Origin of the sequence: Leadbetterella byssophila DSM 17132, assembly GCF_000166395.1 — a bacterium.
GTDB lineage: Bacteria > Bacteroidota > Bacteroidia > Cytophagales > Spirosomataceae > Leadbetterella > Leadbetterella byssophila.
Window position 1 is genome coordinate 1792777 of record NC_014655.1, and the last position, 26450, is coordinate 1819226.

Annotated in this window: 25 protein-coding genes; 10 read left to right on the top strand and 15 right to left on the bottom strand. The window is 39.3% G+C overall.

Going from position 1 to position 26450, the window contains the following annotated elements:
• Positions 1-66: 66 nt before the first annotated feature.
• From LBYS_RS08525 to LBYS_RS08540, 3 genes are all read left to right on the top strand, one after another.
• Entirely contained in the window at positions 67-747 is a 681-nt protein-coding gene (locus tag LBYS_RS08525; RefSeq protein WP_013408469.1) for a hypothetical protein, read from the top strand.
• Between the two features lie 782 nt (positions 748-1529).
• A complete protein-coding gene (locus tag LBYS_RS08535) occupies positions 1530-2153 on the top strand; it encodes a sensor histidine kinase (protein ID WP_187287937.1) in 624 nt (207 codons plus the stop codon).
• A gap of 102 nt (positions 2154-2255) precedes the next feature.
• Entirely contained in the window at positions 2256-2912 is a 657-nt protein-coding gene (locus LBYS_RS08540) for a response regulator transcription factor (RefSeq protein ID WP_013408472.1), read from the top strand.
• 2 nt (positions 2913-2914) lie between these two features.
• Here the strand turns inward: LBYS_RS08540 and LBYS_RS08545 are convergent, their stop codons facing one another.
• The 11 genes from LBYS_RS08545 to LBYS_RS08595 all read right to left on the bottom strand — a co-directional run bounded on the left by LBYS_RS08545 (position 2915) and on the right by LBYS_RS08595 (position 14585).
• Positions 2915-3373 (bottom strand): Lrp/AsnC family transcriptional regulator, encoded by a 459-nt coding sequence (locus tag LBYS_RS08545; protein ID WP_013408473.1) that lies wholly within the window; start codon positions 3371-3373, stop codon positions 2915-2917.
• Between the two features lie 109 nt (positions 3374-3482).
• Positions 3483-4286 carry a pyrroline-5-carboxylate reductase gene (gene proC / locus LBYS_RS08550; RefSeq protein WP_013408474.1) on the bottom strand — a complete coding sequence of 268 codons (804 nt, stop codon included), beginning with the start codon at positions 4284-4286 and terminating at the stop codon, positions 3483-3485.
• Positions 4283-5410: a redoxin domain-containing protein gene (locus LBYS_RS08555; RefSeq protein WP_013408475.1), complete on the bottom strand. Its 1128-nt coding sequence runs from the start codon at positions 5408-5410 to the stop codon at positions 4283-4285. Before LBYS_RS08555 ends, proC begins: the two co-directional genes overlap by 4 nt.
• A gap of 1 nt (position 5411) precedes the next feature.
• Complete coding sequence (gene gatB / locus LBYS_RS08560; RefSeq protein ID WP_041823537.1) at positions 5412-6860, bottom strand: Asp-tRNA(Asn)/Glu-tRNA(Gln) amidotransferase subunit GatB; 1449 nt, start codon at positions 6858-6860, stop codon at positions 5412-5414.
• Between the two features lie 87 nt (positions 6861-6947).
• Positions 6948-7847: a type IX secretion system ring subunit PorN/GldN gene (gene porN, locus LBYS_RS08565; protein ID WP_013408477.1), complete on the bottom strand. Its 900-nt coding sequence runs from the start codon at positions 7845-7847 to the stop codon at positions 6948-6950.
• A 4-nt stretch (positions 7848-7851) separates the two neighbouring features.
• Positions 7852-9453, bottom strand: coding sequence for a type IX secretion system motor protein PorM/GldM (porM, locus tag LBYS_RS08570; protein ID WP_013408478.1), 1602 nt, complete (start codon positions 9451-9453; stop codon positions 7852-7854).
• Positions 9454-9472: 19 nt separating this feature from the next.
• Positions 9473-10297, bottom strand: coding sequence for a type IX secretion system motor protein PorL/GldL (gene porL, locus LBYS_RS08575; RefSeq protein ID WP_013408479.1), 825 nt, complete (start codon positions 10295-10297; stop codon positions 9473-9475).
• Positions 10298-10330: 33 nt separating this feature from the next.
• Positions 10331-11413, bottom strand: a complete 1083-nt coding sequence (gene porK, locus LBYS_RS08580; protein WP_013408480.1) for a T9SS ring complex lipoprotein PorK/GldK — start codon at positions 11411-11413, stop codon at positions 10331-10333.
• Between the two features lie 188 nt (positions 11414-11601).
• Positions 11602-12555 (bottom strand): PorP/SprF family type IX secretion system membrane protein, encoded by a 954-nt coding sequence (locus LBYS_RS08585; protein WP_013408481.1) that lies wholly within the window; start codon positions 12553-12555, stop codon positions 11602-11604.
• 69 nt (positions 12556-12624) lie between these two features.
• A complete protein-coding gene (locus LBYS_RS08590) occupies positions 12625-13398 on the bottom strand; it encodes a uroporphyrinogen-III synthase (protein WP_013408482.1) in 774 nt (257 codons plus the stop codon).
• A gap of 29 nt (positions 13399-13427) precedes the next feature.
• A complete protein-coding gene (locus tag LBYS_RS08595; RefSeq protein ID WP_222836547.1) occupies positions 13428-14585 on the bottom strand; it encodes a DUF4271 domain-containing protein in 1158 nt (385 codons plus the stop codon).
• 148 nt (positions 14586-14733) lie between these two features.
• On the opposite strand from LBYS_RS08595, the gene LBYS_RS08600 reads away from it, so the two are divergent.
• The 6 genes from LBYS_RS08600 (at position 14734) to LBYS_RS08625 (ending at position 21274) form a co-directional block, all read left to right on the top strand.
• Positions 14734-16287 (top strand): lamin tail domain-containing protein, encoded by a 1554-nt coding sequence (locus LBYS_RS08600; RefSeq protein ID WP_013408484.1) that lies wholly within the window; start codon positions 14734-14736, stop codon positions 16285-16287.
• Between the two features lie 69 nt (positions 16288-16356).
• Positions 16357-17910 (top strand): trehalose synthase, encoded by a 1554-nt coding sequence (locus LBYS_RS08605; protein WP_013408486.1) that lies wholly within the window; start codon positions 16357-16359, stop codon positions 17908-17910.
• A complete protein-coding gene (locus LBYS_RS08610) occupies positions 17907-18737 on the top strand; it encodes a YjiK family protein (protein WP_013408487.1) in 831 nt (276 codons plus the stop codon). Before LBYS_RS08605 ends, LBYS_RS08610 begins: the two co-directional genes overlap by 4 nt.
• Before the next feature lie 42 nt (positions 18738-18779).
• Complete coding sequence (locus LBYS_RS08615) at positions 18780-19448, top strand: response regulator transcription factor (RefSeq protein ID WP_013408488.1); 669 nt, start codon at positions 18780-18782, stop codon at positions 19446-19448.
• A gap of 31 nt (positions 19449-19479) precedes the next feature.
• Complete coding sequence (locus LBYS_RS08620) at positions 19480-20499, top strand: sensor histidine kinase (protein ID WP_013408489.1); 1020 nt, start codon at positions 19480-19482, stop codon at positions 20497-20499.
• Between the two features lie 22 nt (positions 20500-20521).
• Entirely contained in the window at positions 20522-21274 is a 753-nt protein-coding gene (locus LBYS_RS08625; protein WP_013408490.1) for an RluA family pseudouridine synthase, read from the top strand.
• Here LBYS_RS08625 and LBYS_RS08630 read toward each other — a convergent pair.
• From LBYS_RS08630 to glyA, 3 genes are read right to left on the bottom strand one after another with little or no spacing between them, the layout of a single operon-like run.
• A complete protein-coding gene (locus LBYS_RS08630) occupies positions 21258-22379 on the bottom strand; it encodes an AI-2E family transporter (RefSeq protein WP_013408491.1) in 1122 nt (373 codons plus the stop codon). The genes LBYS_RS08625 and LBYS_RS08630 overlap by 17 nt on opposite strands.
• Positions 22366-23223 carry a twin-arginine translocase subunit TatC gene (tatC, locus tag LBYS_RS08635; RefSeq protein WP_013408492.1) on the bottom strand — a complete coding sequence of 286 codons (858 nt, stop codon included), beginning with the start codon at positions 23221-23223 and terminating at the stop codon, positions 22366-22368. The genes LBYS_RS08630 and tatC overlap by 14 nt, the downstream gene beginning before the upstream one ends.
• An 8-nt stretch (positions 23224-23231) precedes the next feature.
• Positions 23232-24509, bottom strand: coding sequence for a serine hydroxymethyltransferase (gene glyA / locus LBYS_RS08640; RefSeq protein WP_013408493.1), 1278 nt, complete (start codon positions 24507-24509; stop codon positions 23232-23234).
• A 153-nt stretch (positions 24510-24662) separates the two neighbouring features.
• On the opposite strand from glyA, the gene LBYS_RS08645 reads away from it, so the two are divergent.
• The gene (locus tag LBYS_RS08645; RefSeq protein WP_013408494.1) at positions 24663-25880 is read left to right on the top strand and encodes a DUF4153 domain-containing protein; all 1218 of its coding nucleotides are present in this window, start codon (positions 24663-24665) and stop codon (positions 25878-25880) included.
• Here the strand turns inward: LBYS_RS08645 and LBYS_RS08650 are convergent.
• Positions 25873-26421 carry a pentapeptide repeat-containing protein gene (locus LBYS_RS08650; protein WP_013408495.1) on the bottom strand — a complete coding sequence of 183 codons (549 nt, stop codon included), beginning with the start codon at positions 26419-26421 and terminating at the stop codon, positions 25873-25875. The genes LBYS_RS08645 and LBYS_RS08650 overlap by 8 nt on opposite strands.
• Positions 26422-26450 lie beyond the last annotated feature (29 nt).

Consider the following 26450-nt stretch of genomic DNA (forward strand, 5'->3'; position numbering starts at 1 on the left):
ACAGTTTAGGTAAAATTGCAGTAACTTGCGACTATAATATTATAGGAACCTAAAAACTGCAAGCCAATGAAAAGACTCCTTATTTTTTCCAATCTAATTACTGCCGGACTTCTAGGCATGTTTGTCATGAAGAGCTGCGCTCCAAAAGATGCAGCTGATGAGGCTATTAGTGGAAGATCAGGTACTCTAAAAAACACTCAATTAGTGATGGACTACTCAAATGTTCCTGGATTCAAATCCATGAGTATTCCTCAAGCCATGTTACTAAAAAAGAACTACATGGAAAATGTGGCTCCGGTGGTTAATAAAGCACTGGGATTAGAGAACACAGAATCGCTCTACTACACTTTAGAAGAACTAAAGAACATGATCTGGACCATTGAGTACTACGCAAAAGCTTCAGGTAAAAATGTAAAGTCTGAAGATTTAGGTGTACATGTACATTTTGGACAGTATCCAAAAAATGACCTTTTGAAGCATTTTCCCCAGTTAGAGAAAATTGGTGGAGCAGATAACAAGGCTGGTAAAACTACCATCTTCTTTGTTCCTACCATCATCCAAAATGGTAAACGCTTCGAGTTTAATCCTAAAAAGAACTACTTAGAAATTAGCTCCGGAAGATCTAAAGCTTTCAAAAAGCTATCAGAACACCACAAGAATGACCTAGCCACATTCAAACTAGTGGATTATGATGAAGATTCTCCTATTCCGGACTTTGCTAACATTCAGCCACCGTATAGAGAGTAAGAAATAGTGACCTTTTTAAGAGATTTCTTCTTTGTTTACGTACTGATTGTTGGTGCTTTTGGACTCATTAAGACAAAAAATGCTGCCAAAAGTTATTGGACTACATTTCCATGGTTCCTACTCCTTGTAGGAGCCATGGATGGGTTTGGCTTATATATAAATGAATTTTTATCTAAAGAATATCCAAAGTTAAATTTCTACTATTATCAACTATTAGTTATACCCCTCCAAGTAATCTACTACATGTGGATTATTAACAATAACATTATCTCGAAGAAGAGATTATTCATAATTGGCTCCATAATATTCTACTTATCTGCAATCGTAGAAGCATTTAGTTTATTCAAAACAGATGGCTATTTTTTTAATAGTGTTTCCTACATGATTGCAAACGTGATAATGTTAGCTAATATCTTACGCTATTTTTATCAACTAAGTAAAAGTGACAGAATACTGATCTTTTACAAAGAAAGAATGTTTTGGGTTTGTTTGGGTCTATTGATATTCTGGTTAGGAGCGCTTCCTTTCTTTGGAATTTTCAATTACCTACTTAAACACTTCCATGCCATATTTATAGTCTATTTCAACGTGATCCTAATATTCAACTATCTCATGTACACTTGTTTTCTGGTTAGTTTCTTATGGACGGAGAGAGAGAGATCATAAGTTTTATCATTTTAATCAATCTGATTCTATTCGTCTTCATCGTCGGATTGATCTATTTTATTTCCCAATTCAGAAAACGGAAAGTGCTATATGATCAACAACTAGCACATATAAAAATGGAATACGAGAAAGCAAAACTTCAAATTGAAGTAGATGCACAGAAAGAAACCATGAAGAAGATAGGTAAGGAAATCCACGATAGTGTGGGACAGAAACTTACCCTCGCCTCTATTTACCTTAAAAAAAACGGAGCTATGCAGGTGGCAGCTCCCTTAAATGAAATCAGTGAACTAATTGACGAATCCCTTACAGAACTTCGGCAATTGTCCCGTACGCTTGTAAACCCAAAACAATATCAAACACGCTTACAAGATTTAATCCTTTTAGAAACTAAACGCATTCAAAACATCAATGGAATCTCTGTCCACGTACATCAAAACGGAGATTACGAACTTTCTGAAGATACCAAGCATAATATCCACAGAATCATACAGGAATTCTTACAAAACAGCATTAAACACGCTAAATGTAACAACATTTATATTGAACTTAACTTTAGCGACCACCAATTAATGGTACAATGTAAAGATGACGGTGTAGGTTTTGATATGCAAAAGAATGCAGGGCCGGGCGTGGGAATCATGAACATCAAAAAGAGAATCAGTGAGATGATGGGTCAAGTTGAATTTTTCTCCAAAAAAGGAGAAGGTACCCGACTTACTTTTTACGTTCCCTATTGATTTTTTTTATACCTTCGCTTCTCATATGAAGGTAAAGTGCCCTTCATGTGTGAGTGTAATACCTTAGTCATACCCTAGGAAAATACAATTAAAAGGAGCCAAATGAAAACAAAAGTAGTCATTGTGGATGATCATAAGTTGATTGCGAAAGCCATAGGATCCATCGTGAATGATTTTACTGATTTCGAAGTAATGTACGAAGTAGAGAATGGAGTTGAATTAATAGAAAAATTCAAATCTCCCGACAAGCTACCTGATATAGTACTGCTGGACATTTCCATGCCCGTGATGGATGGTTTCGAAACTGCTAAGTGGATCACTAAAAACCATCCAGATATCCTCGTTATGGCCCTCTCTATGCAGGATGACGAGCAAAGTCTCTTTAAGATGATTAATAACGGGGCAAAGGGATTTATGCACAAAAACATTCACCCACAAGAACTAGAGATTGCCCTTAAAACGCTTCTTCGCGAAAAAATCTACTTCCCAGGATGGGCCACACAAAAACTCTACTCCAGTATAAACAATCCTGCACCCTCACCTACTTACGAAATCACTCCTAGAGAAGAAGAATTCCTCAAGTACGTTTGCCAGGATCTAACATATAAAGAAATTGGTGAAAAGATGAACTGCAGCCACCGTACCATAGACGGCTATAGAGATTCTTTGTTTACAAAATTAGGAATCAACTCTAGAGTAGGTCTGGCTCTGTTTGCCGTAAAACACAAATACTTTAACCCGGACGATTTCAAGATTTAAACTTATTCTCCAAGTACAGAGGACATCTTTGCCTCTGTTATCACAAAATTAGACTGTGCCTCCCCAATATTAGGCAAAGCAGCCAGTTTATTTAGAATAAAGTGCTTGTACTCGTCCATATCGCTCACTATCACCTTCAACAGGAAGTCTGATTCACCGGATATACAAAAACACTCCACTATTTCCGGAATACTCTGTACATCCTCTTCAAACCGCTTCAAATACTCTTGGCTGTGTTCTTTTAAGGATACCTTCACAAAGACCATCAGATCCTTCTTCAACTTCTTAGGATCAAGTTCTATGGTATATCTTTTGATCAATCCATCCCTACGTAATCGTTTGATACGTTCATGTACCGGTGTAGTGGTAAGATTTAGCTCATAGGCTATCTGACGGTTTGTAGCTAAACCATCTCTTTTTAATATCTTAAGAATCTTGAGATCTACAGGATCTATAACCATACGCTTTTTTTGTGAAGATAAATTTAAGCAGATTTTCTATTAAACAGGAATATTTATAGAAACTTGTTCTTCCAAAATGCTGATTTGGCTAATTTCCTAGAATTTTAGGCTATTTCTTAGACAATTCTCTAGAACGTTCCTCTGCTTTCAATATACCGGCCTGTAAAGCCTCTCCTAAGCCCCTTTCCTCAAATGTTTTAAGCGCTGCTTCCGTAGTGCCTCCTTTCGAAGCTACTGCGGATATAAGCTCGTCTAAACTCTTTTCAGCATTATTGATCAAATGGTAGGACCCTAACATGGTTTGTTTGACCAATAATCTTGCTAAGCCTTCATCAAAACCCATATCCATGCCCGCCTGCACCATATGTTTTACCAAATAGTAAAAATAAGCCGGACCACTACCACTCAGAGCCGTCACCGCATCAAGCAAAGATTCATTCTCAAGATATACGGATCTACCGGTGGCATTGATTAGGTTATCTATCCTCTGCAACTTCTGAAAACTGATTCCTTCCGCTGCACAATACCCTGTGATACCCTGCCCTAACATGGCCGGAGTATTTGGCATAGCCCTTACTACCCATTGATGCTCTAATTCGTCCTGAATCCTAGCCATGGGGATACCTGCCATAATAGACAAGACCACTTGGCTATCCTTAAGATACTGCTTCAAGTCCGGAGCAACAGAGGAAAAGTCCTGAGGCTTAACAGACAAGATCACAAGGTCTACCTCCCCCAGATTTAAGCCAATGGTATCTACAACTACACCTTCCTTTTCCTTCTTTAGTACTTCTGACCTCTCCTTACTCTTTTCTATCAACAATAGATCCTCCTTCTTCACCAAATCATATTGTACAAAAGAACGGGCAAAGGCCATTCCCATATTTCCGCAGCCTACTATCGCAATTTTCATTGTGCCAGCCATTGAGATATTTCTTCAACTACTGCTTCATCCGAACCAGCAAAACCCCTACTTACATGAAGGAATTTACCTTCTTTATCTATAAAAAACTTCGTAGGAATAGATTCCACCCCATAAAGAAAAGCCACTTGATTACCTACATCCATCACGGTTTGTAGAAATTCAAACCCCCTTCTTTTTACAAAATTATCTACATAGGAATTCGTATTTTCCGCCGGGACACGTTCAAATGTATTGATATATACAAAAGCTACATCTTCTCTATCCTTAAACTTCTCCATGGCCTTTTTCATACCAGGAAAAGACATAATACATGGTCCGCACCAAGTAGCCCAGAAATCAAGAATAACCGTCTTACCTCTAAGATCTGATAACCTTACTTCTTTCCCATTCAAATCCTTTAATGCAAAATCAGGAGCAGGAACACCTGGTACTCCCATACGGGATTTATTCACTTGCTGAACGAAGACCATTGCTAATTTCGAGCTATTCTTCTCTGCCATCAATTTCTCAGCCAATTCCGCCTGATATTCACCGGACACGGATGCGTCTAAAAAATTATTGGCAGCTAAAATACCCGCAGATGAGGTACCTAAGCTCTTTACTTTGTCAAGTATATTTTGATTATGTTCCTTTAATAGGTTCAAATACTGATCCCTTAATTTTTGTCTAGAACTCTCATTAGAAGTAGATTTGAACTTAGTGTCTATTTCTCTCACCTTATTGGTAAACACGATGTGATCGCTTTGTAATTCCTGAAAGACTTTCATTGTCGGCGATCCGTCTATAACTGCTTTCGCCGCTTTATCATCATCTACTATACCATCAGCTACAACATTGATCTTCTCTCCTCCGTCCAAAAGCAGACCGATCAATTGCTCATTTCCTATATTCAACTGGTAAATTCCAGGTTCCTCAATTTGCGTTTTGAAGAGAAAAGGTTCCGCCTTGATCTCCACGCTGTCCTTCTTCTCTGCAAAGCCTCTATCATTCAATTGCTCCAGATATACCTTGCCCTTTGCTTCCTTATGGGTCAACTTTATTTGAATCTCCACAGGAAGATTTTGTGCGAAGGCATTTACAGCCACCAAACACAGGAGAATGAGTTTCTTCATCTTATTTTAATTTTTCGATTAAAAGCTTATTTACTTCTTTAGGATCTGCAGAACCGCCTGAGAGCTTCATCACCTCACCTACAAATAATCCCAACAGACCCTTCTTACCTTTTTTATATTCTTGCACCTTTCCACTGTGCTTCTCTAAAACTTCATCAATCCAAGTACCCAAACTCCCGGAATCCTGAGTCAACACCCAACCGTTTTCTTCGGCAATGGTCATCACAGCCAATTCAGGAGTCTCTTTCAAATGATTTAAAACCTTCTGGGCTGCAGTATGACTTATGGCGCCGCTTTCTACCGCATGAATCAACTCAGCCAGTTTCTTAGGCCGTATAGGATAGTCAGATATTCCAATTGTAGACTCATTCAATTCCCCGCGAATAGTAGACGTTAACCAATTGGCCACCGCCTTTTTATTTTCAGTATATTGGCAAGTTTCCAAATAGTAATCACTCCACTCCTTCTCCTCTGCCAATACAAAAGCCTGATCTGCTAATAATCCATCTTCACTTACAAATCTATCAAACAATTCCACTGGTAGAGCGGGCAATTCAGCCTTATACTTTAGAAGTTCTTCTTCCAAAATTTCTATGGGAGCAAGATCTGGCTCTGGGAAATAACGATAATCATTGGCAGTTTCTTTTACCCGCATTCCCTCTGTTACCCCAGTTTCCGGTATAAAAGTTCTGGTTTCCTGTATAATTTGATCACCCTTACTCAAGATTTCCGACTGCCGTTTCACTTCATATTCTGCCGCTCTTTGAAGAAAACGTATAGAGTTCATGTTTTTGATCTCCACTTTTGTGCCCAATTCAGAACTACCTTTTGGCTTTAACGATACGTTTAAATCTGCACGAAGAGATCCTTCTTCCATGTTTCCGTCACTAATCCCTAAATTACGTACTATTCTCCTAATTTCGGCAAGATAACCTGCGGCTTCCTCAGGAGAACTTATGCAGGGATAAGAAACAATCTCCAATAAAGGAGCCCCTGCCCTATTGTAATCTAATAAAGTACCATCTATACCATGTACGGATTTCCCTGCATCTTCTTCCATATGGATATGATGAACTTGGACAGTGTGCTTTTTATATTCCCTACCCTCCTTTAGCATGAAGGATACAGCACCTCCAACACAAACAGGCCTTGCATCCTGAGTAATTTGATAACCTTTAGGTAAATCCGGATAGAAGTAGTTTTTACGATCAAAATAGTTAATCTTATTGATTTCCGAACCAAAGGCCAAACCTAGCTTCACAGCGCTTTCTACCACAGCCCTGTTAGTTCGCGGCAAAACCCCTGGATGCGCTAAAGTTAGCACACTGATATTTTGATTTGGATCATCTCCAAAACTATTATGATCTGAAGCAAATATTTTACTCTTTGTATTTAATTGGCAATGCACCTCTAAACCGATCACCACATCAAACTCCATTTGTATTTTCATTTTTTACAAAAATAAGCTGTTTCCCAAGGATTAAAAACAAAAAAGCTGACCATCAGGCCAGCTTTCCCGTATTTTTTCAAAAGAATATTAATTCTCCCAAAGATTACTTTCTTCTTCCATGATTTTATACTCCCATTCTTGAGATTTTAACAAAGCCTCACGAGGATTCTTATAGATCTGATCCAAATACCTGTTCCTAGGATCTGAAGTACGTACTATTCTACCACTGAACAAACGAAGCTCTATGGCATCCGCATAGTTCATGTGTTTAGCAGTGTTCTCTTCGTTAAACCACAAACAATTTGGATTCAAACGAAAATACGACTCTAATTCTTTGTACTTAAAGGAAGCTAAATCTCTTTCAATACCTTCAGGGGAATATTCCGCAGGAATCTTAATGGTCACCACCAAAACATCGTAATAAGCTCTTGACCTTTGAGAATCAAAGATCCAATCTTCTTTTAATTCAATAAGATAAAGCTCACTAGGAAGCAAATCATAGCCCGTAGCTAACTGGGTAACCTGATCATCACCCCAGCCATCTTGAGAACTAGACGCCTTCTTCGTTTCTGTAGAAGTAGTAGTTTCACTACCCCATCCTAAATCTTCTTCAGTAGCCTTGCCAAATCCCGCATCAATTTCATCCTGCGATAATCCACCACCTTCAAAATCCCTATGAATTCGTTTATTAAACTCTTCTAAGGTAATCTTAGTAGCCAATGAATCATTGGAGAATGGTTCCAGAACCCCGGCCCTAACACCATCAATAATATGCTTTGTGATCTCACTGCCTTTTGCAAAGAATGGAAGATTTACTTTTTCTCTTAAATCTATTCTGCGCCAAAGGGTATACTTCTTAGCTTGATTGATAGTTTCTATTGGTCGTAAAGAAAGGGGATTCACCCCGTTGTCGGATCGCTCTTGAGCCATTAGACTTCCACTGAAACCTAATAAGCTGACAAACACGTAAATCGCTAATTTTTTCATTTTATTAATTAAGAGCTAATACTACTATACCGCTTTCTCCAATGTTCACATTTTCCACGTTACCCTGGAAATTCTTTCTTTGAACGGCGTTTACGGTGATTACATAACGATCTCCCGGAGAAGCTTCACTCGCTAAGCCCGCCAAGTTCACGGAGTTAGAGCTACTTTCTACATTCCCTTTGGCCCTGGCACCTGCAGCTAAGACTACTTTAAGTCCCGCCACACGGAATGCAGCATCTTCAGGGTTTGTCTCTTTGAAGCTAGGATCAGCTTCAGCTACTAAAGTGATATTTCTCACTTGTGAGGCGGTAAAACCTCTTCTTAAATTCTCTGTAGACACCGGCGAACCGTTCACCAATACCTTAATGGTAGGTTTAGGTACTAATTTCACACTGAATGGGAAAGTCTGTAATAAAATCCCATCGTTCTTCACTTCCAAGTTTACCTTGTTTGCAGTAGGTACTACAGTAACTTTACCTCCACCCCCAGGAATAAATTCAGCACCTGTACCTGAGAAGGAAGGATTATACTGTGCACCTAAACCAGGACTCATAGTCTGAAGACGGTTAGCACATTTGAAATACAATGCCGGCATTGAAGAAGTTGCTATTTGAACAGATGGCTTCAATACGGTGTATTCTTCCTCTTTCGTTACCGTTTCTCTAGTCCCATCAGGTTTAGGATATGAGATGGTAGCAGTATAAGAACGTTTTAATTGACCATTATTGTCAAAAGTTCCTCCACCTGCACGCACTTCATACACACCTTTACCCTCTTTTACAGGTAAAGCAGAGCCGTTAATGCTTATGCTAGGGCTAATAGAGCTGGAATAAGCACCTATAGCGATTTCCGCCTTGTAGGTTTGTCCGGCTACTACCGTTCTACTGTCTGGAATCACCACTGCAAATAACTTATCAAACTTAATTTCCTTAGCACCTACTTGTTGGGCTAAATAATCCAATACCTCCGCCTCATATCTTCTGATCACGGATTGCTTCTGGCTAATACCCGCTAGAGCCGCTGGAACCGGAGTTTGAGCAAACAACAATTCAGCAAAATCCTTTCTCTTCGTCATAGGATCTGCATCTTGCATTGCAGGGTCATCTTTAGCGTCCAAAGCCAAAGGTTGGAATTTCAAATTCGGAGCATGTTTCTGAAGATAAGCTACATACTCATCCAGTTTCTGCTTCAATTCATAACCTTTTTTATTCTTCACGAAGATGTTGGCCACCTTTTCTTCTTCAGCCAAATTCTTGATCTGATTTGTCTCAGGATCTATTCCTCCACCTGCTTCATTTCGTAAAATATCTTTAAGCCCATCCATATAAGAGATCAGCTCGCTGGTTTTCTTACGTACATCCACTGCATTGTTATACAAAGCCCTGTATTCCGGCTTATTCCCGGACTTATCCACGGCATCATTCATGGAGTCTAAAGTACGTTTGTTACTGAGATCTGCAGCTTTATTTGCCTGGTCAAGAGAGCTATCTAAGAGCATAAACTTTTCCAGAATTGCATTACTGATCTGAAGGGCAAGCATAGCCGTCAACACAAGATACATCATGTTGATCATCTTCTGCCGCGGACTTTCCTTCACTCCTGCCATATACTTTTATATTTGAGGGTTAAACACTAGCTGATCCTTTCATGGCCGAAAGCATGCTTCCATACACATTATTCAGACTAGCTAAATTAGTGGTTAATTTATTCAATTCTGCTTTAAACTGCTGACTGTCTTTTGAAACATCAGACATGTCATTTAAAACATTGGAGAAGTTACCATAGAATGCATTCATGGACTTCAAATGACGATTCGTGTCTTGAAGCTCGATTTCATAAATCGCATTCAGTGCACTCATATTTTGAGAAATCTTATGGAACTGATTTCTGTATTCCTGGGCATCGCGAGTAGCATCACCTAGACTAACCATAGCTCCTACAGCATTGCCTAAACTAGAATTCATCTCACCAATTTTCGCTGCAGCTTCTTTAACCTTTCCATTGAATTCTGCTGTAACTACTCCGGTGGAAGTTATCTCACCTAAATTAGAAACACTTTGATTCAGATTTTGAATACCCGCTTTCAAGCTTTCAAAAATATCCGGATTAATCTTAGCATTTGCTAACATATCATCCATTTTAGCGGTAAGACCTAATCCGCTGCTCTGAGTAGTACTAGAACGGGTAGGCAATTCGCCTTTATAATTTACATCTAATTCTGGATAAACTCTTTCCCACTGATACTCCACTGTAGGACGTAGGAGAGATTGTGCGGCATAAATAAGGAAGATCACTGCTTCTACACTAAGACCAACTGGTAGCATGACTGAAGCCCAATCATAGTGCATGATTTTCCCCATAGCCCCTACAATTACAACTGCCGCACCGGCACTGTAAATAAAAGGAATGATTCTGTCCCAAAATACACTGGGACCATTATTAGCTGCCATATTTTATTAGGATGGTTTGATATTTTTTTTTGATTATTCTCTTCCGGGCACTGAACCCATTCTATCCATTACACAACGGAATCCTATATAAGATTTGGTTGCGTTTCTATATTCATAGGTAGAGGTACCTGCTTCCAGGTAATAAGCCACATCTTTCCATGAGCCTCCCTTAACTACTTTCCGTGGTTCATCTCTGTTGTCAAAGTTTGGATTCATATCCCAAGTTAATGGCATATAAGATTCTGAATAGGCATCTTGTGTCCACTCAGCCACATTACCTGCCATGTTATATAGGCCAAATCCATTCTTTTCATACATGTTAACTGGAGCGGTGTATTGGAAACCGTCTTTCTGATAGTTACCTCTGTTAGGCTTGAAGTTAGCTAAATAACATCCCTTAGCATTAGCCACATATGGGTTACCCCAAGGATATTTTGCTCCTTCTTTACCACCACGGGCTGCCCATTCCCACTCTGCTTCTGATGGCAGACGGAAACTTGGGGAGCGGAATTCATTATTCTCTGCTCTATAGCTGTTATAAAGATTCGTTCTCCATTCGCAGAACTTCTGAGCAGCATCCCAACTTACCCCTACCACAGGATAATTATCAAATGCCGGGTTACCAAAGTAGTTTTCTGTCAACTGATCACCATTATGGTAAGTGAAGTCTTTTTTCCAAACCGTAGTATCCGGATATAGGTTAGTCATGATAAATTCTTCTCCAAGAGATTCTAGTGAGTCAGCTAAGATGGAATTCACAAACATACGATACTCGTTATTGGAAATTTCTGTATCGTCCATATAAAATGCAGGAATGGAAATGCGTTTGTTCAAACCTATACGTGTAGACATCACATCCTCGTCAGCTTGACCTTTGATGTAAGATCCGGACGGGATTAGTACCATACCTTCAGGGGCCACTTGCTTATAACCCTTTCTGGTTTTTGCCACAATTTGACCATCTTTAATACCTGCTAGAGGATCCTCTACGCTTCCGCCACCTTTCTTACCTCCTTTTCCGAAGATCTTATTTACTGTATCGCAACTTTGTAATAAGAACGCTGAGGAAATAATAACTGCAACAGTTAGGATCTTTGTTGAAATGCGCTTATTCATTTTTTGAAAGCAAGAATTTATTTTTTACTTGACAGAACGTTAGTCCTTATACTTATATTGTTTTATGCTTATTACAAAAATCTATGCTTTTGCAGGGTTCAAAACACAAACCATGCCAAGCCTGATTCTTTAAGCTACGCAAAAATCATAAAAACTATTTTACTTTCATAAAATAGCACCTAATCTTTTTACGGAATACTATAACGAGGTGTCTTCACTATGGATTTCTTACCCATACGTAATGAACCTAAAACATACCTCAAAAATAACTCGTGTGACGTGGTAGACTTCGCCCCTTGTCCCTCAGTGATAATATCCAAGGCATACCCCAACTTCAATTTATTTTCTAATAGATTTGTTCCAATCAAAAATGACCCGGCATCCTGTAACCTATAATTGCCCCCTAACCACAACCTTTGATTATAGGTGACTAGGGCCCCTACTTCCACCTGAGTGCTTACCAAGTCAGATCTTACCATAAGCATTGGACTAAGATCCAGTGTATAAGATAAAGGGAAATCATACCTAGCTGTTAACACATAATCCCTCTTGTCCTTAAAGGCCCCTTCCGTACCCCCCATCTTATATTCAGGTTCCAAGAGATTCCTAGCTGAAAGCCCAATTTGATAGGAAGGATTCACCAAATAAATCCCCGCATTTACTCTAGGAGCAATGCTGTTCATACTTTCCGATGGGATATACGGGTCATCAGGATCACGAGGGATGTACTCATCTCCATGAAGACTTAAACTCCCTATACCTACTCCTGCTCCTATGCCAATGATATTAGAGCCCAACTGCTTATGAAAGGAATAGGACATTAAAGCTTCAGAAAATCCCTGAGCTTTACTGATGTTTTGATTCGCAAAATGCAATCCAATTCCTCCTTTTAACTTCGCAACAGGCATATCCACTGACAAAGCCGTCGACAAATTGGAGCCCCCACTGTACTGTGTACCTGTGTACCCTAAATACTGCGAACGCACGGTTGATTGAATCTGTAAACGGTTAGCCTGGCCAGCTGCCCCCGGATTCAAATAGACAGAATTAAAAACGTATTGCGTAAAATGAGGTAGATTCTGGCCAAAACCTAAACCTCTAAAAAGGGTAAAAAGTAGAATCAAAATGTACTTTTTGGCCATATGGTAAAAATAAAGCTACATACAAATAAACAAAATAAGACCCATAATAGTATGGGTCTTACTTAAAATTTATGCTATGCCGTTCGCTTTTTTAATGTAGAGCTCTAAAGCCCCCACCATGGAAGGTGCATTTGGAAGCGGTGCTTCAATATCTAGAATAAGATCTAAGTCCCTGATTGCTTTTGCAGTAGTTGGTCCAAAAGCCGCAAGTCTGGTGTGATTTTGTTTCCAATCTGGAAAGTTATGCATCAAAGAGTGCACACCTGAAGGACTAAAGAAACAGATGATATCGTAAAACACTTCTGTCAAATCAGAAAGATCTGCCGGTACCGTTTCGTAAGTAATGGCCTCTGTTAAAGACAAACCATGTTTCTTCATCAAATCCGGAATAGCATTATTGCGAATGTTAGAACATGGGAACAAGAACTTCTCGTTCTTATTCTTTAAGATAAATGGCTCCAGATCCGCAGCCGTCTTATTACCGGAGAAGATCTTCCTCTTCCGAATGGTAATATACTTCTGAAGATAGTTAGCTGTCTGCTCTGTAATACACAGATACTTCATATCTATAGGAATCTCCACCCTCAACTCCTCACACAACTTGAAGAAGTGATCTATAGCATGACGACTCGTAAAGATGATAGCCGTATGAGACAATATGTCAATCTTCTGTTTCCTAAATTCTCTGTGATCTACTTTCCTAACTTCAATGAAATTTCTGAAATCAACCTTGATATCATATTTCTCTGCAAGCTCGGAGTAAGTATGCGATTTTTCGCCTGGACTGTCCAAAGTAATTAAAATACTTTTAACCTTCCTTAAACGTTCATCATTTCCTGTCATAAACAAATACCTGAAATCAAATTAGCGGATTAAAATAAAAGACGCAGTACTAGAATTACTGGAAGTCCTTCCGCGATGCAAAGATACGAAAACAAGTACAAAAACTTTACATTGCTCTCCCTGTTTATGGTAAAATATATCAGTAAAGCCCTCCAAACGAAGAAGATAATCAATAATATAAATAAAAATCCATCCAAATTATTCGGTAAAGGGATATAGGTATTATACATTATTAAGGTCAAGACCAATAGCAAACTAAAGAAGAAAACACTGCACTGCACCACCTTGAAATAGTGCAGGTCTGTCACCTTTCCCAGGTTAAATAATTTGCCCACTATATTCAAGAAAAAGAACTTTAGTACATACAGGACAAATACAATCAAACAGATCTTGAAATAGTTTATGGCATACACCGCAAAGGTGTTACCACTCTGGAACAATATACTTCCTTCTATTATCCTCCAACCACCACTTTCTAATAATAGAAAGAAAAATCCCACCATTACACTGAGAAGGATCACAAAGAAAAGATTGGGTCTATCCAATGGCTTTCCTATCATAAACAAGTCCTCCTTTACCCTTGAAGATAAGACCTCACGAAGGGAAAAGTATTTCCCAAACACCCTGAAGTAATTAGAGGAAACAAAACTCATCACTACTAAACTCAATACAAAAGCTATGGCTACCCCTGAATTGATTCTTGAAATAGCCCTTGGCATCAACCTGACCACTTCCCTAGCCCCTTCTTTGCCTTTCACCTGAGCAGCGCCCCCACTAGGAAATCCTACATAAGCAACTACCTCAGAAGGACCTGATAAACTTAAAAAGCTGATATAAATCTTCTCTTTTTTGTATTGTCTCCTCAAACTGTCAATACTATAAACAATCCACTCATCTCCCTTCGAAACTCTATCTAATGCCTGGTCAATAAACAAATTACAAGTCTTATCTCCTGTCTTGATCAAAAGATAAGCCCTCGGGAAACTGGGAAGTCTAAGATGTAAGGAATACGACTTTAATTCCTGGTCCGGATCATTTCTATAAGGTACATAAACCTTCTCCTGATGGTCATACATCAGCCACTCTTGTGAGAAATCATGTACCATACGGTAATTTTCATACCGCGGCAATCCAAGAGCTTGCGCACCAGCGAAACAGAATAAAATAATAGCAAATACAGTCCTCAACAGGCACACATTTTTTACAAAATTAGGAAAGTAAAACCAAGAGACAATATTCTTTATTACTCTAAACCCTTCTGCTTCCCAAATTAACCTCAGATAAGATTTTTTTAAGGGCATTGTATAGTATTTCAGTCCTATGTAATTTTCGATTATGAAATCCACTTTACTTATACTATTGACCTGCTTCAGCACTCAGGCACAGATCATTACTGAGTTCTTTCCTGACCCCAGCCCCAGCAAGGGGCTACCGAACTATGAATTCCTAGAAATTTACAACCCCACAGAATTTCCTATACGGTTAAAAGGTTACACCTTACTTTATGCAGGTTCAAAAGCCACTTTCCCAGACAGCACTCTTCTTCCAAAAGAATATGCAGTAGTTTGCAGGTACAATCGGGCAAATGATTTTATACCTTACGGTAAAGTAATTGCACTTTCTAACTTTTCACTACCCAATGCTTCTTCCTCCCTACATTTGATAGATTCCTTCGGTCAGGAAATATTTTCTCTATTCTATGATGAATCGTGGAACATTCAGGGCGGAATAAGCATGGAGATGAAAGATACGGAGTTCGCCTGTTTAGGTAGAGAAAACTGGACACCCTCCATACACCCCTTGGGAGGCACTCCCGGAAAACCCAACTCCGTTCTAGAACCTATTAGAAACATCGAACCACCACGGCTGATTTCATTTGATCTACTTACAGATTCATTGATAGTACAATTTAATCGAGCCATGAATGCCAGAATGCTAAACTATGAACATTACCTCGCAGAAAATAAGGAGATTAAATCCATCTCTTTCTTCGAAAACAATAAATCAAAAATTCTCCTAACCTTTAACACCCCTCCACATCACCTTTATATCTTCTCACCTACAGACTGTCTAGGAGGTGTTGGAGAAGATTTAACCTTAGATTTCGTAGATACCCAAACACCGGAAATGGGGCAAATCTTGATCTCTGAATTACTTTTTGATCCTCCAAAAGATTCCTTCGATTATATCGAAATACAAACCAGCGTCCCCATTAATCTAAAAAATTGGAAGTTAAGAAGAATATTTGGTCAGAGATCTGAAGAGATCTCCCTTGCTACACAGTATCTAGTCTCACAGCCTTATCAAGTGTTTACCACAGATACCCTCAGTCTAAAACTTCAGTTTCCCATGGCCACTAACATGATCCAAGTTCCAAAATTGCCTACACTACCTCAAGATTCTGCCACCCTCCTATTGTTAGATCCAAAAGGGAAAGTGTATGATAGAATACATTATCACACTAAAATGCATGCAGCACTTCTAGACTCACCGAAAGGCAAAGCCCTAGAAAGAATGAATAACACTTGGAAAACAGCATCTATGGATAGCGGATATGGCACACCAGGATATGAAAACTCTCAAAATGTAACCGAATCTGGGAATTCTTTTCGAACCGAACCTGAGGTATTCAGCGATGAAGTAAGCCTCCATTATATACTACAAAACAGTGAATTATACGCTAGAATCATGATTATAGACAGAGACGGACAAGTAATCTTCAAATATCCTACCCCCTATTATTTAGGAACAAATGGTAAAATCACTTGGAACGGTTGTGATTCCAGAGGACAATCCCTCCCAAACGGACTCTACATCTTTCGCATCCAAGTATACGGGAAAGATTTACAGCAAAATTATTATGTAAAATGCGTACTGAAACGCCTCTAAAAAAAAGTCAGGAATGCATTGGACATAAACAATTAGCACCTATTTTTAGCACATTAAAGCACGTTTTTTATGTCACCATTTGTTTTATTGTTGGATTGGCAAGGGTTCGAAAAGGATAAATACGTTCACACGGTTCTTGAAGATAATTTACTCCCACACTATTTACAGAAATGTTCTTGGCTCTCAAACAAAAAGATAGGCAGAATCAAGATCACAGGAGCTATTAGAATGCAATATGAGGAAGACGAGTTCTTCTTTGTATACCTACAGATCAAAAGCGCCGGATCAGACCCACAAACCTACTTATTTCCAGTATCTTTCGTAGAAGAAGGCACCACTGAAATCCCGGAAGAAGCCTTTATCTCCCGAGCTACATTAGACGAAAAAGAAGGATTTCTGGTAGATGCTGTTTATGATCCAAAATTCAGATTAGCGCTATTTTACAATATCCTTAGGACAACTCAAACTCCTCAGAAAAACGATCAGATCTTAGAGTTTGATAGAGGAACAGGAATCCTTGAAGAAAATGAATTAGAAAGCTCATATCTGGACATCGGCAGTAATAACACAGCCTTTGTATATAATGACAAATACTTTTTCAAACTTTACAGAACTCTTCATCAAGGCATTAATCCTGAAATTGAAGTCCTGCGTTTCTTGTCAAGAACTCAGAATTTTAACTCCTACGCAGATTACTGCGGAAGCATTAACTTGACAGAAAATGGAAATACAGTATATACCTTCGGTGTCTTAACAGAATATATAGCAGAGTCAAAAGACAATTGGTCCTTAACCGGAGATTACCTCAATGACTTTATCAGCGGTCTGGTAGACGGAAATTTTCAAGTGAAGGAAGATGTATTCGTCAAAGTAGCTGATTTAGGTAGAGAGACGGCCATTATGCACGATGCTCTCTTTGACTTAGGATCAGAAGAATCTTTCAGACCCGAACAAATCAATAGAACATATAGAACTGAGATACATAGGCAAGTAGAGGTAAGCCTGGATAAGGTATATGACCGACTAATAGACAAATACCTGGAATTAGACACTCCTACCCAAGCACTGGCCTGGCAGTTTATGGAGGCGAAGGATAAGATTCTGAACTTCATTGACCAAATCCTTACCCGGGTATTTAATTCCCTAAGAATAAGAATTCATGGAGATTTTCATCTTGGACAAATCCTGATCAATCAGAATGGAATTCACGTAATAGATTTTGAAGGAGAACACTTGATTCCTATAGAACAAAGAATGATCAAGCACAGCCCCTTAAAGGATGTTGCTTCCATGATTCGATCTTATCACTATGCCGTCTCTGCCAAATTGTACAATTCAGACCATACCAAGAAAATCCCAGAAAAAGATCTACTTCGAGCCTCTGATCGCTGGTACAAACTGATGCGAGATACCTTCTTGGAGGAATATTTGGGTTACTTTGGTCCACATCATACCCTTCTTAAAAACAATAATGAGGTGAATTACCTCCTACAATTCCATTTGTTAGAAAAAGCTATCCATGAATTAGATTTTGAGATTTCTCATAGGGAATCTTGGATTAAGATTCCTCTAAAGGGCATTTTGGATGTGGTCCGCGAGATTGAAAAACTTAGAACCGTATGATCTATAGAGTCCTAATCTTCCTTTTTGGAATCAAAGTGGCCCTGGTCACCTGCCAGTATGAAGATAAAAAAGTAGGACTGGATAAGGAAAAATACCGAATAAGAAAATGGGGCAAACTCGATAAGTCCATTTCTGAAGCCTCAGGATTGGCACTGAATGGAGAATATCTCCTCTGGTCCATCAATGACAGTGGCGGAGGTGCCATCATTTATGAAACAACTCGAGAAGGCGTATTAAAAAGAGAAATACCTATACCGCAGGCTTCGAACAAGGACTGGGAAGAAATTTGTAGGGATGATAACGGTAATACTTACATAGGGGATTTTGGAAACAATAACAGTACTCGCAAAGATCTCACGATATACAAATGGGATGGAAGTAAAACAGAAAGGATTCAATTTACTTATCCTGATCAAATAGAAGGGAAAAAAGAGCACGACTGCGAAGCCTTCTTTTGGACCAAGGACTCCTTGTATTTATTTACCAAAAGTTGGGAATCCCCAGCCGTAAAAGTTTGTAGATTATATGTACTGAGTGATCAACCGGGCCTACAAGTAGCAAAGAAAATAGACGAAATATGGCTAAAAGCACAAATTACCGGAGCCGCCATTAGACCTGACAAGAAACAATTTGCCTTGATTTCTTATGGAAAGATATTCCTATTTGGAATAGAAAACCAAAATATCAACTTCCAAAAACCCCAGCAATGCATAAAGATTGCAAAGAAACAAACGGAAGCCATAAGCTACGACGGCCTTACCCGACTCATTTTCACTAATGAACAAAGAGGAATTTTCGCGTTTGATACTGATTTAACATTGCCTTAACATAAGAACTTTACTTTTGTAAAAAAAAACACACCAATCAGTATGAACGGAAAGATCTTAGTCGTAGATGATGACGAGGATATCTTGGAATTACTCATTTACAATTTAGAAAAAGAACAATACCAGGTCAGATCCGCAGAAAATGGCCTAAAAGCTATAGAGGTAGCAAAAGAGTTTCAGCCTGATATCATACTAATGGACATCATGATGCCCCTTTTGGATGGAATCGAGGCAGGAAAGATCATCAAAACAGAGCAGCCTCAAACCCATTTGATCTATTTGACGGCGAGAGCTGAAGAATATTCAGAAGTTGCAGCATTTGAGGTAGGCGCTGACGACTATATCACCAAGCCCATCAAACCCAGAGCCCTATTAAGTAGGATTCAAGCCTATTTCCGAAAGGAGAAATCTCAAGAAAAAAACGTCTTGGAAATCAGCGGCTTAGTGATAAACAAGCAAAACTATTCAGTTACTACAGAAGATGGAAGCGTTAAGGTGCTGCCCAAAAAGGAGTTTGAAATCCTTTATTTTTTAGCCTCCCATCCTAATAAAGTCCAAAGCAGAGATTCACTTCTACAAAAGATCTGGGGAACAGATATCTACGTAGTGGAAAGAACCATAGATGTTCATATCAGGAAAGTTAGAGAGAAGATAGGCGATAAATATATTGGCACTCTAAAGGGTGTAGGATATATGTTTAATGCAGAATAAATGGCATCTTTGAACTAAATCTAAAGTATCTATGCGTCTTTCTCCCAGATGGATTTCCTTACTTATCTCTCTCTCCATCTCCGTGATCACCGTAGTTTTTCTACAGTTCGTTCCGGGAGCAGACCGCACCATGATGTTTATCACAGGCTCCACTTCATTTTTGATAGCCTACCTTCTGGTGTACTACGTCATTGATGTACTGGTTTTCCAAGAGGTGAATAAGATCTATCATAGCCTTCGCGAATTAAAAGACGCAGAAATATCAAAAAAGAGCATCATTAAAAGTGTCAATCCTTTAAAGAAGTTAAAGAATGAGATTTCCCATTATGTTTCAAAAAAGGAGGAAGAAATTGACACCTTGAAAAAGATGGAAACCTTTAGGCGGGAGTTCCTCGCTGACGTTTCTCACGACTTAAAAACACCCATCTTTGCGGCACAAGGCTTTATACATACACTCTTAGATGGTGCCATCGAAGATCCGGAGGTGTCTCACAAATTCCTAAAAAAGGCTGCAAAATCCTTAGACGGGTTAGAAGTTTTAGTAAAAGATATCCTCATCTTAACGCAAGTGGAATCAGGAGATATCCGCATGCATTTTGAGCCTATTGATCTAAAGGAGGTGGTCGAAGAGGTATTTGAACAATTAGAAAGCAAGGCTAAAAAAAGAGACATCCGTTTATATATAAAAACTAAAGACCCACTGCTTGTCAATGCTGACCGACTACGAATCTCCCAAGTCCTTACTAATCTGGTCTCCAACGGAATAACCTATGGAAAACCAGGTGGAAAGGTTACTGTAACCATTAAAGGTACCGAGGTCAAAGTCGCTGATAATGGCATAGGCATTTCTGAAGAGCACCTACCGAGAGTTTTTGAAAGGTTTTACAGGGTTGACAAAAGTAGATCACGTGCGGTAGGTGGAACCGGCCTCGGATTAGCCATTGTAAAGCATATCCTTAATGCTCATGATGCCTCTATAGATGTTATATCAAAATTAGGAGAGGGTACTACCTTTACCTTTACGCTATCAAAGCCTGAAAATTCTTTGTAACTTTGCAAAAAAATCTTTGGCATTGGATTTAAGCAAATTTAAAAAGGCTCCAAAAAATCTGGACATAAAAGACTTGGTCATCTTTGAAAATGAGCACTACGTGGTAATCAATAAACCACCATTTGTACCTTCTTTAGATGAACGTACCGCTGACAAAAGTCTAAGCATCTTAAAACTTGCCAGAGAAGCCTATGGAGACATCCAGCTTTGCCACAGACTAGACAAAGAAACCTCAGGAGCCTTAGTTCTAGCAAAAAATCCGGAAGCGTATAGAAATCTTGCTATGCAGTTTGAGCATAGAGAAGTTCAAAAGGAATACCACGCTGTAGTAAACGGCGCACATGATTTTGATAGCATCGGGGTATTTTTACCCATAGCCATACTTAAGGACGGGACAGCGGTAAGAATAGACAGACAAAAAGGGAAATTAGCAGAAACTATCTTTTTTACTTTGCAAAAGTTCCAAAGACATACCCTAGTACGCTGCGTACCCATCACAGGTAGAATGCACCAAATCAGGGTTCATTTGCAATGCCTAAACGCCCCTATAGTTTGCGACCCCACCTATGGCGGAGACTATATTTTCCTCTCACAAATCAAAAGAAAATTCAACTTGAAAGCAGAATCAGAAGAACTTCCTTTGATCAAACGAGTGGCCCTTCATGCACATAAGATCCATTTTAGAGATGTGGATGGAACGGTGTTAAGCATCACCGCACCTTATCCGAATGACTTTGAAGTTCTGGTTAACCAATTGGTTAAATTCTCTTCTTAACCGTTTCAAAGAATTCTTTAAAACGGAAATATTTAGTTACGTGCTTTACATCTTCATTTTCTGCATCACCCAGTAAAAAGCCCCAAGCCTCAGTACGTGGATTTGCATCGAAGATGACCTTTAAGATCGCAGTCATAGGTAAGGCCAAAATCATACCGCCTATACCCCATAATTTTCCAAAAAGGAGTAAGGCAGTTATCGCAATCAATGCGTTAATACTCACCTGATTCCCCACCACATAAGGAGTTATGAAATTCCCTTCCAAAAACTGTATAACGGCAAAAGAAGCTGCCACCATCACGGCGGCAAGGTAGGAATCTTGTGTAATCAGTGCCACCAAGATGGGAAGTGCAGAACCTAATGCCACACCTATATAAGGAATAATAGCCAAAAAAGCGGCGAAGAATCCAAAGAACAAAGCATGATCTATGCCTATAAAATATAAAGCTGTAGAATTCAATGTTCCAATGATCAAAATAACCAGTACTAAGCCCGTAATATAGCCTCTAACTACTGATTTTACCTTATTGATGGTGGTCACTATCTTGTGCTTACTCGTATCCTTTAACCATTTGAAAACAAAGGTCTTTAAAAAATCCCTGTACATCAACATCAGGAATATATAGAGAGGCAATAAAGCAATGCTCATTAGGAAATTTGAAGTGCCCCCAATGGTTGCTCCAAGAAATTGAGAGCCGCTCTTTACAGCATCAGATATATGCTTTTGACCTTCTGCAATCAGCTGCTGCTTATCAATATCAAAATTGCTAAGCAGACTCGCTAGCGCACTAATCCACTCATTAAAACGCTTTTCTATCTGTGGAAATAAATCCTGTAGCTTAATAACCTGTGTATAGGCCGCGTACATAACCCCGCCTATAATAGCTATAATTAATACAATAGAAATCAGAATTGCTATTACCCGTGGTATCCTATGATTTTCAAGATATTGAGTAATGGGAACTAAAAGAAAAGACAAAAGAGCAGCAAACAGAAATGGAACAACCACATCTTCCAATATATAGGCAATAAAGACTATAATGACGATGGATAGTAATGTACTTCCTAAACTGCGTGGTGCACTTAACTTCTTAAATGTGTTCATCTTCTAACTGTTTGAGATTAGCTGCGTATATTCTTTTCGATACCAATATACTAACTTCAAACAGGAAATAAAGAGGAAAGGCCACTAATAACTGACTAATTACATCCGGCGATGGGGTAATCACAGCAGCTACAATCAAAATAACCACAAATGCATGTCTCCTATACTCTTGCAAAAAGGAAGGATTAACAATCCCAATCTTCGTCAAGACAGTAATGATAACAGGCAATTGGAACATCAAACCACAGGCCAGGGTCAGTGTAGTAAGAATAGAAAGATAATTTTTTATGTCGTACTGATTTTCAATAGACGGATCCAATTGGAATTCCGCTAGAAAATGTACCCCAAACGGTGTTACTATAAAATAACCGAACGCAACACCCGCAAAGAACAAGGTAGAAACGATAAACACTGCACCCCTTGCCGCACGTCTTTCTACTGGTCTAAGACCCGGTTTAATGAAAGACCAAATCTCCCAGATAACGTAAGGGAATGCGATCAATAAACCGATCACAGCAGAAGAGGTAATAGCTAGCATGAACTGGCCGGAAACCTCCCTGTTTTGGAATTTAAATGCGACCTCGTTAAAGCATAGGCCATCTACGCCTATGCTTTGTCCAAGATCACAGAGTTTTTTGTATGTCCAAAAATCCGGCTTGGTTGGACCTAATATTAATTCACCATAAACCCACTCCTTTAAAAACCAGGCGGCGATCATAAAGATAAAAATAGCCGCAATAGACCTAATTAAATGCCACCTGAGTTCTTCCAGGTGCTCCAAGAAGGTCATTTCCTTTTCTCCGTCTAATTCCTCTTCTAAATGGTCTTGGTCTAATGGTGTCATACAGGTGATTACTTAAATAGAGGGAACCATTTCATCCATTCATTTACTTCAGCTTTGGTAGTGTTCAAAACCTTTTCATTATCATGGTTCATCAATACGCGGTCTACTAATTCAACAATGCGTACAAAATCTTTTTCTTCTAAACCTCTGGTGGTCATTGCAGCAGCACCTACACGTATACCTGAAGTAGTCATAGCAGGAGCATCGTCAAATGGCACCATGTTTTTGTTAACAGTGATGTCTGCTTTGATCAAAGCATTTTCAGCCAATTTGCCGTTCAATCCTTTTGGTCTCAAATCAATCAAAGCCAAATGGTTATCCGTACCTCCACTGATCACTTTGTATCCCTTCTCCACAAAGGTATCCGCCATGATCTTAGCATTCTTTTTCACTTGCTTAACATAAGCCGTGTAATTATCTGTCAATGCTTCACCAAAGGCTACGGCTTTAGCAGCAATGATATGTTCCAAAGGCCCACCTTGGATACCTGGGAATACCGCAGAATCCAAAAGAGAAGTCATGGTTCTAACTTTTCCTTTTGCAGTAGTGATACCAAATGGGTTTTCAAAGTCATTTCTCACCATAATTACACCACCTCTAGTTCCTCTTAAGGTCTTGTGAGTAGTAGTGGTAACAATGTGACAGTGATCAAATGGATCATTCAATAATCCCTTAGCAATCAAACCAGCAGGGTGACTGATATCTGCCAATAACAAGGCGCCCACTTTATCAGCAATATTTCTCAAACGCTCATAATCCCAGTCTCTGGAATATGCAGAAGCTCCACAAATGATCAATTTTGGACGCTCAGCTAAAGCCGTTTGTTCTACCTTATCCCAGTTAATTAAACCTGTAGCCTCTTCCACACCGTAGAACAAAGGCTGAAAGTATTTTCCGGAAATATTCACCGGAGAACCGTGAGTCAGGTGACCTCCGTGTGCTAAATTGAAACCTAAGATCTTATCTCCAGGGTTAAGACATGCCAAAAACACTGCTGTGTTTGCCTGAGCTCCGGAATGAGGCTGAACGTTTGCCCAACCTACATTGAACAACTCCTTCAGACGGTCAATCGCTATTTGCTCTACTTCATCTACCACTTCACATCCTCCGTAATAACGTTTTCCCGGAAGACCTTCCGCATATTTGTTGGTCAATACGCTACCGGCTGCTGCCATAACCTGTTCAGAAACAAAGTTTTCTGATGCAATCAATTCAATCCCGTGTAGCTGTCTTTCATGCTCCTTCTGGATCAAGTCAAAAATGCGGGTGTCTGCAAAATTGTTCATAAATAATTGATGATCGGTTTAATTCCGCAGCAAATTTAAGCTATCTTTTTGAACTATGTGAAGGATTATTGGAAATAAGGCAGTTCCCATCCCTATTTTTTTTCCCTACTATTTTTCCGAACAATCAGTATATTCGTAAAAACATTCAACCTCATGAAAGAGCAAATCTTTGAGAACCTGCAAAATCCCGAAGTACTTGAACATTTGTACCGAAAAAATAAATCGGGTTTCAAGACTGCCTTTTCTTCTCTTCCTGAGGAAGTTAATCACTTACCCATCGTTCAATTTTGGAATACCAGACTATACTTTAAAGAAGAGTCTGTAATCACCAAAAACGAATGGATGACCGTAGGCTTGATCTGTTTTTTTCTGGGACTGTATGCTAAAATTCCCGACTTCTTTCCGGCAGTTGAATCGGACAGTTTCTATCTCAGAAATTTGCCATTTATCCTCTTTGGTGGCTTATCGGTATACTTCGTCTGGTCGAAAAGAATAGCCTTATCCACCATCTTGCCCTTTCTCCTGATCTTCCTGCTCTCCTTGTGCTATATCCACTTCCTTCCTCTGAATAGAGATACTACCCATCTGGCTTTTATCCACCTCCCCTTTTTCCTTTGGTCTATTTTGGGCTATATCTATGCAGGAAATGACAATAAAGCCAAACTGGAATTTTTACAGTACATAGGAGATCTGGTAGTGATGACTGTCATTATCCTCCTTTCCGGAGCCCTGATGACAGGATTAACGCTAGGCCTTTTTGATCTAATTAATGTAAACATTACTGATTTTTATGTTCACTACGTCATCATTTGGGGACTAGCATCAGCGCCGGTGGTTTCCACCTTTTTGCTGGAGAAATATCCGCAAATGGTCAGCCAGGTTGCTCCCACCATAGCAAAGATCTTCACCCCTATGGTCCTACTCATATTAAGTGCCTATCTGGTCACCTTATTATATTCGGGGAAGGATCCCTATACGGACAGAGACTTTTTGTTGGTGTTTAACCTAGTCCTTATAGGAGTTCTGGCCCTGATCTTCTTCTCCATTGCAGAAAACAATGGCAGCTCTTTCAGCAGATGGGTTTTATTCCTTTTGGCACTGGTTAGCTTCATAGTTAATGCAGTGGCCTTGTCAGCTATCCTCTTTCGAATCACTTCCTACGGATGGACACCTAACAGATTCGCCATCTTCGGAGGCAATCTCCTCATCTTTATTCATTTACTATGGATAACCTGGCAATTAGGAAGATCCCTTAAGAGTTCTATTCCACTTGAAGGAGTAAACAGAGTACTCTTGAGTTATATTCCGGTGTATATCTTATGGATGATGTTTATCACCTTCTTTTTGCCCTTGATTTGGAGTTTCAAGTAAGAGAGAGCTGATATTTATCCAATAAACCAGCAATATTATCTTTAGAAAACTTGGCCCTTTTCATCCTGTTTTGTTCAGGATCAATAGAGAAATTCCTAGCAGATCTAAAGTCGGCCTTTTCTAAAATGCTCCTTTCAAATGTGGCATTGCTTAAGTCAGTCTCCTGAAAGACAGCCTCTGTTAGATCTGCTCCTGTGAAATCAGCACCTTCCATCACACATTGAATGTAAGGGGTCTTCTTCATACGCATACCCAGGAAGGAGGCATGCTGCAACTGGCAGTTTTGAAACCTTAAGGAAAGTCCGAAAGGGGTAACCGTATCAAATCTCACTCCTAGGATTTTACAATCCCTAAACGTAACATCTTGAAAAGTTGCACTTTCCACCCTACACATGCTTAAATTACAACTATCAAACTTACAATCTATGAAGGCTATTCCACTCAGGTTTTCCTCTGTAAAATCTACACTATTAAAGGTACAACTTTCATATTCGCCCTTCCCGGGGAATTCCTTTTCAAAATGTCGAGATTCGTAGTACATTCACTAAATTTTTGAACAAAAGTAGCCGT